This window comes from Actinophytocola sp. (genome assembly GCF_035942955.1).
Lineage (GTDB): Bacteria > Actinomycetota > Actinomycetes > Mycobacteriales > Pseudonocardiaceae > DASYTH01.
Map to the genome: position 1 here is coordinate 1 of NZ_DASZCQ010000079.1, position 3,700 is coordinate 3,700.

General features: G+C 73.8%; 3 protein-coding genes. 1 reads left to right on the top strand and 2 read right to left on the bottom strand.

All coding sequences use genetic code 11. From position 1 onward, the window contains the following. Positions 1–219: 219 nt before the first annotated feature. Positions 220–1,485, top strand: a complete 1,266-nt coding sequence (locus VGX25_RS08545; RefSeq protein ID WP_326917088.1) for a DUF349 domain-containing protein — start codon at positions 220–222, stop codon at positions 1,483–1,485. 244 nt (positions 1,486–1,729) lie between these two features. Here VGX25_RS08545 and VGX25_RS08550 read toward each other — a convergent pair whose 3' ends face one another. Then, complete coding sequence (locus tag VGX25_RS08550) at positions 1,730–2,218, bottom strand: hypothetical protein (protein ID WP_326917087.1); 489 nt, start codon at positions 2,216–2,218, stop codon at positions 1,730–1,732. Further along, positions 2,215–3,687, bottom strand: a complete 1,473-nt coding sequence (gene miaB, locus VGX25_RS08555) for a tRNA (N6-isopentenyl adenosine(37)-C2)-methylthiotransferase MiaB (RefSeq protein WP_326917089.1) — start codon at positions 3,685–3,687, stop codon at positions 2,215–2,217. Before miaB ends, VGX25_RS08550 begins: the two co-directional genes overlap by 4 nt. Positions 3,688–3,700 lie beyond the last annotated feature (13 nt).

Here is a 3,700-nt window from a genome sequence, read left to right on the forward strand (position 1 = left end):
GAGCCGGCTCCGGTGCCCGCGCCGGGCGCGGTGGCCGCGTCGACCGAACCGGTGGCCGCGCCCAGCGAACCGGCGGCCGCACCGAGCCAACCGGCGCCCGCGCGCAGCGAACCGGCGCCCGCGCCCGGCGAACCGGTGTCCGCACCGAGCCAACCGGTGTCCGCACCGAGCGAACCCGTGGCCGCGCGCAGCGAACCCGCGGCCGCGCGCAGCGAACCCGTGGCCGCGCCGGTGGAGCTGACTCCCCCGCCGCCGGTGCCCGAGGCGTCGGCCCATCCGGAGCGCTGGGGCCGGGTCGACCCGGACGGCACGGTGTTCGTGCGCACCGCCGACGGCGAGCGGGCGGTCGGCTCCTGGCAGGCCGGCGACCCGGCCGAGGGCCTTGCCCACTACGCGCGCCGGTTCGACGACATCCGCACCGAGGTCGAGCTGCTCGAGGCCCGGCTGGCGTCCGGGTCCGGCGATCCCAAGCACACCCTGAGCAGCGCGCGGCACGTCAAGGAGAGCCTGGCCGAGGCGGCGGTGGTCGGCGACCTGGCCGCGCTCGACGCCAGGGTCGACTACGTGCTGGCGCACGCGGCCCAGGCGCTCGAGCTGGCCAAGCACGCCCGCGAGGAGGCAAGGGCCCGGTCCGTGGCCCGCAAGCAGGAGCTGGTGGCCGAGGCCGAGACCATCGCCGAGGAGTCCACCCAGTGGAAGTCGGCCGGCGACCGGCTGCGCGCGATCCTCGACGAGTGGAAGACGATCAAGGGCGTCGACCGGAAGACCGACGACCAGCTCTGGAAGCGCTTCTCCAAGGCCCGCGACACGTTCAACCGGCGGCGCGGCTCGCACTTCGCCGACCTCGACCGGCAGCGGGCCACGGCCAAGGAGCGCAAGCAGGCGCTCGTCGAGGAGGCCGAGCGGCTCTCCGAGTCCGAGGACTGGGGGCCCACCGCCAGCCGCTACAAGGAGCTCATGGCCGAGTGGAAGGCCGCCGGCCGGGCGCCCAAGGACGCCGACGACGCGCTGTGGCAGCAGTTCCGGGCCGCCCAGGACAAGTTCTTCAGCAGGCGGTCCGCCGTGTTCAACGAGCGCGACGCCGAGCTGACCGACAACGCCAGGAAGAAGGAGGAGCTGCTCGCCGAGGCCGAGAAGCTCAACCCGTCGTCCGACCTGGACGGCGCACGGGCGGCGCTGCACCGCATCCAGGAGCGCTGGGAGCACATCGGCAAGGTCCCGCGGGAACGGATCCGCGAGCTCGAGGGCCGGCTGCGCGCCGTCGAGGAGCGGGTCCGGGCCGCCGCCGACGCGCAGTGGCGCAAGACCGACCCCGAGGCCCAGGCCCGCGCCGCCCAGTTCCGCGAGCGGGTGGAGCAGTTCGAGGCCCAGGCCGCCAAGGCCCGCGCCGCCGGGGACAGCCGCCGCGCCGAGCAGGCCGAGGCCCAGGCCGCCCAGTGGCGCGAATGGCTCGCCGCCGCCGAGAACGCCGTCGCCAGCCGCTGAGTTGATTGCTCGGTCGTGCTCGCGGCCTCAATCCGGTGTCTTCCCTCGTCGCGCGTCGGCCACAGTGCTTGCCCCGCCCCCTCCGCCCTGCGGGCGGCAGGGGCGCAAGGCCCACCCCCAACCGGGCCTTTTGGCGCTCCTGTCGTCCAGACACCGGCGGCCGCTCCGCGCGCCCGAGCGCTGCTCTGTCGCTGCGCGACCTGCGCCGGAGCTGGGCGCGTCGGCGGTGTGGGTTCGGCTCAGTTCACGACCGGGACCAGGCGGTGCGGAACCAGAGGCTGGCGATCACCACGGTGGCGATCTCGGCGATGATCAGGCCGATGCCGGGGGCGGACGCGCCGGGCCCGGCCGAGGACTGCCGCGACCAGATGGCGAGCACGCCGTCGACCGAGGCGAACCAGCCGCCGAGCGCGCACACCCAGGTCAGCGCCCAGCGCCGGGTGATGATGGCCAGGGCCGAGCCGAGGACGCCGAACCCGATCGACGTGGTGGCGAACAGCCGGGGCACCCAGCTGGCCTTGCCGACGGCCTCGTGCTGACCGAGCAGCACCTCCAGCCCGTTGGCGCCGCCCATCCAGGGCAGCACCAGGCCGACGATCAGCACGAACACCGCGGCCGCGATGACGACCGCGCGCGGTCCGAGGTCGACGGTGCGGACGACCTCCCGCTCGACTTCGTCGATCTCATTGCGCAACGCAGCCAGCTCCTGGGGATCCTCCGCCGGCTCGCTCACCGGGGCGCCCCCATGGTCGGCATGCCGAGCGCGACCCCCGGGGTCTTCGGCCGGATCCCGGCCTCGAAGTGGTCGCCGGCCAGGGTGCGGCGGTGGGCGATCAGCGGGCCGTCGGCGACCAGGTGGTGCGGCGCCCCGTAGGTGATCTTGGCGTGCACGACGTCGCCGGGCCGGACCGCGCCGGTCGGGGTGAAGTGGACCAGCCGGCCGTCCCGGGCCCGCCCGCTCATCCGGTGAGTGTCGGCGTCCTTGCGGCCCTCGCCGGTGGACACCAGCACCTCGACGGTCCGCCCGACCAGCGCCCGGTTCTGCTCCCAGGCCAACTCGTCCTGCAGCGCCACCAGCCGGTCGAACCGCTCCTGGACGATCTCCTTGGGCACCTGCCCGTCCAGCGACGCGGCCGGCGTGCCGGGCCGCTTGGAGTACTGGAAGGTGAACGCGCCGGCGAACCGCGCGGCCCGGACCACCTCCAGCGTGGCGGCGAAGTCCTCCTCGGTCTCGCCGGGGAACCCGACGATGATGTCCGTGGTGATCGCCGCGTCCGGCATCGCGGCCCGGACCTTCTCCAGGATCCCCAGGTAGCGCTGCGACCGGTAGGAGCGCCGCATCGCCGCCAGCACCCGGTCGGACCCGGACTGCAGCGGCATGTGCAGCTGGTGGCACACATTGGGCGTCTCGGCCATCGCGGCGATCACGTCGTCGGTGAAGTCCCTGGGGTGCGGGGAGGTGAACCGCACCCGCTCCAGCCCGTCGAGCTCGCCGCAGGCCCGCAGCAGCTTGCCGAACGCGAACCGGTCGCCGAACTCCACGCCGTAGGAGTTGACGTTCTGCCCGAGCAGGGTCACCTCCAGCACGCCCTCGGCCACCAGCGCCGACACCTCGGCCAGGATCTCGCCGGGCCGACGGTCCTTCTCCTTGCCCCGCAAGGACGGCACGATGCAGAACGTGCAGGTGTTGTTGCACCCCACCGAGATGGACACCCAGCCGGAGTGGGCGGAGTCGCGGCGGGCCGGCAGCGTGGACGGGAACACCTCCAGCGACTCGAGGATCTCCACCTCGGCCCGCCGGTTGTGCCGGGCCCGGTCAAGCAGCACCGGCAGCGAGCCGAGGTTGTGCGTGCCGAACACCACGTCCACCCACGGCGCCCGGCGGACGATCTCGCCGCGGTCCTTCTGCGCGAGGCAGCCGCCGACGGCGATCTGCATGCCCGGGTGGGCGTTCTTGGTCGGGCGCAGGTGGCCGAGGTTGCCGTACAGCCGGTTGTCGGCGTTCTCCCGGACCGCGCAGGTGTTGAACACGACGACGTCGGCGTCGGACCCCTCGGCCGCCTTGCGGTATCCCGCGGCCTCCAGCAACCCCGCCAGACGCTCGGAGTCGTGGACATTCATCTGGCAGCCATAGGTGCGGACCTGATAGGTGCGCACCTGCTGGCGAACAGGACTGGTCCCGTTCGCCTCCCGCGTCACCATCGAAGTCACGGAC

What these genes read in the sequence shown, in the direction of transcription:
- miaB (WP_326917089.1), bottom strand. Translation starts at nt 3,687, where the DNA reads ATGGTGACGCGGGAGGCGAACGGGACCAGTCCTGTTCGCCAGCAGGTG.